Consider the following 1,911-nt stretch of genomic DNA (forward strand, 5'->3'; position numbering starts at 1 on the left):
CATGCGCTTCGAGCAATGATTGACCGAGTGCAGTGAAGCCGTTCAAAGTCGCAGTGGTAGCGCCTCTGGTTTCTACGACCCGCGCGTCATGCAGTCGCTTCGCGTCGCGCCAGGTGCGGCCAACGATCCGGTCATGTGTTTCGATCACCGCATCCGCAGTCGCCGTGGCCCATTCAATGACGCAGACCGCCATGATAGCGCGGCGCCGATCGGCGCCGAGGTCGCGCAGGCCATCGGCGAAGTAGCGCTCGCCCTGCCGGCGTAGCCGGGCGACGCGATGCGGTGGAACACCGGCAAGTATACCATCATCGAGGTTCATCGCACGCAGGAACTCAAGCCGGTCGAGCAGTCGATTTGCCGCGGCGGAATTGTTGCCCGGCTCGATCCGGCGCAGCCAGATGAAGCGACTGATTGCCCCCGGCAGCATCTCGGTCGTCAGCCGGTCGAGACGGGTGCAGGCGACAAGATCAAGGCGAGATGCGATGCGCTTCTCGATGCTGCGTTCGGCCGCGACGAGCGCATCCGCGCACAGGCGCTCGATCGTCGTGATCGCCGGCAGGATGGTCATGGTATCGCGGCAGCGGGAGATGAAGCGCCGGGCGAGATCGTCGTTCGAGTGTGCCTGCTCGGCTTCGGCGAACAGCCAGTCACGGAACGTCCGTGCCGGCGCGCCCTGACCAGGAAACGTCCTGTATCCGTAGATGGAGCGCAGCACCTCCATATGTTGCTGGCGGGTCTGGCGCCGGACGGCGTAGTGGACGAGCACGTCACCGGCGATGCCGAGCTGGGCGCCGAGGAAAGCGGATACCGCGAGCGGGATCACCTCGCCCGGCACCAGCATTCGTCCCGGATAGCGCAGCGCGCACAGTTGCAGCGCGAAGCCGATCCGGTTTTCCGGTCGGCGTCGCCGGTCGATGTGGATCAGGTCGTCGTCCGCCAGGATATAATGCCGTAGCAGCGACGCTTCGTCGGTCGGCAGGTCGAGCAGCGACGACCGCTGCCGGGCGCTCAGGATATGGCGTCTCGGCATGCGGCTTTGTCCCTGTTGAACAGAAGTCTGTTTTGGACAACACTGACCCCACGCAAATCAAGGCTTTTCGAGGCCTAATTCCAGAAGGGTTCAATTGGGACAGCGCGCCGCCATCTACGCCAGGGTTTCGACAGCCGACCAGTCGTGCGAACGGCAGCTCCGCGACCTGGCCGGCTTTGCCGAGCGTGGCGGCTATGAGGTGGTCGAGGTCTTCCGCGAAACCGCCTCGGGGATGAAGGCCAATCGCTCGGCACGTGCCGAAGTGATGAAGCTGGCCCAGACGCGCCACATCGATGCAATTCTCGTCACCGAACTCAGCCGCTGGGGACGTTCGACCCAAGACCTGCTCGATACGCTCAACCGGCTGTCAGGCTGGCGCGTGTCGGTGGTCGCGATGAGCGGCATGACGTTCGAGGTCGATACGCCGCATGGGCGGATGATGGCGACGATGCTCGCAGGTATAGCCCAGTTCGAGCGCGACATGCTGAGCGAGCGGGTCCGCTCTGGCCTTGCTGCAGCTCGGGCACGTGGCCGCAAACTCGGCCGGCAACTGGGGGAGCGGCCCAAGTCGGACCGCCTCGCGCCCAAAGTGTTGGCGCATATCGCCGAGGGGCGGAGCTATCGCTGGATCGCTCGCGACCTGGGACTCAGCAAGAACACAGTCGCCGGGATCGTGGCTCGCGCACGGGGTGACGTGAGCCCTGATGCCACGGTGACGACATGACCGGGGCGTCTGGACGGCTGCGTCCCGATCCCCGGCGCAAGGCGCGGTTTCGCGAAATCGCACGAGGCATTGTCGCCAAGGATCGCTACAATCGGAAGTACGGGATCGCCGTCGACACTGCTGGCGCCATCGCGCAGGCGCTAGAGCGCGCGTACCG

General features: G+C 65.1%; 2 protein-coding genes. One reads left to right on the plus strand and one right to left on the minus strand.

The window, feature by feature from the left end; translation table 11 throughout:
- Nucleotides 1-1,030 (minus strand): DUF4158 domain-containing protein (locus GGQ89_RS19755; RefSeq protein ID WP_184107193.1); only part of this gene is annotated, 1,030 nt, incomplete at its 3' end.
- 94 nt (nucleotides 1,031-1,124) lie between these two features.
- On the opposite strand from GGQ89_RS19755, the gene GGQ89_RS19760 reads away from it, so the two are divergent.
- Nucleotides 1,125-1,754 (plus strand): recombinase family protein, encoded by a 630-nt coding sequence (locus GGQ89_RS19760; protein ID WP_170171727.1) that lies wholly within the window; start codon nucleotides 1,125-1,127, stop codon nucleotides 1,752-1,754.
- The last annotated feature ends 157 nt before the right edge of the window (nucleotides 1,755-1,911 follow it).

Source organism: Sphingomonas yabuuchiae, from assembly GCF_014199595.1.
GTDB lineage: Bacteria > Pseudomonadota > Alphaproteobacteria > Sphingomonadales > Sphingomonadaceae > Sphingomonas > Sphingomonas yabuuchiae.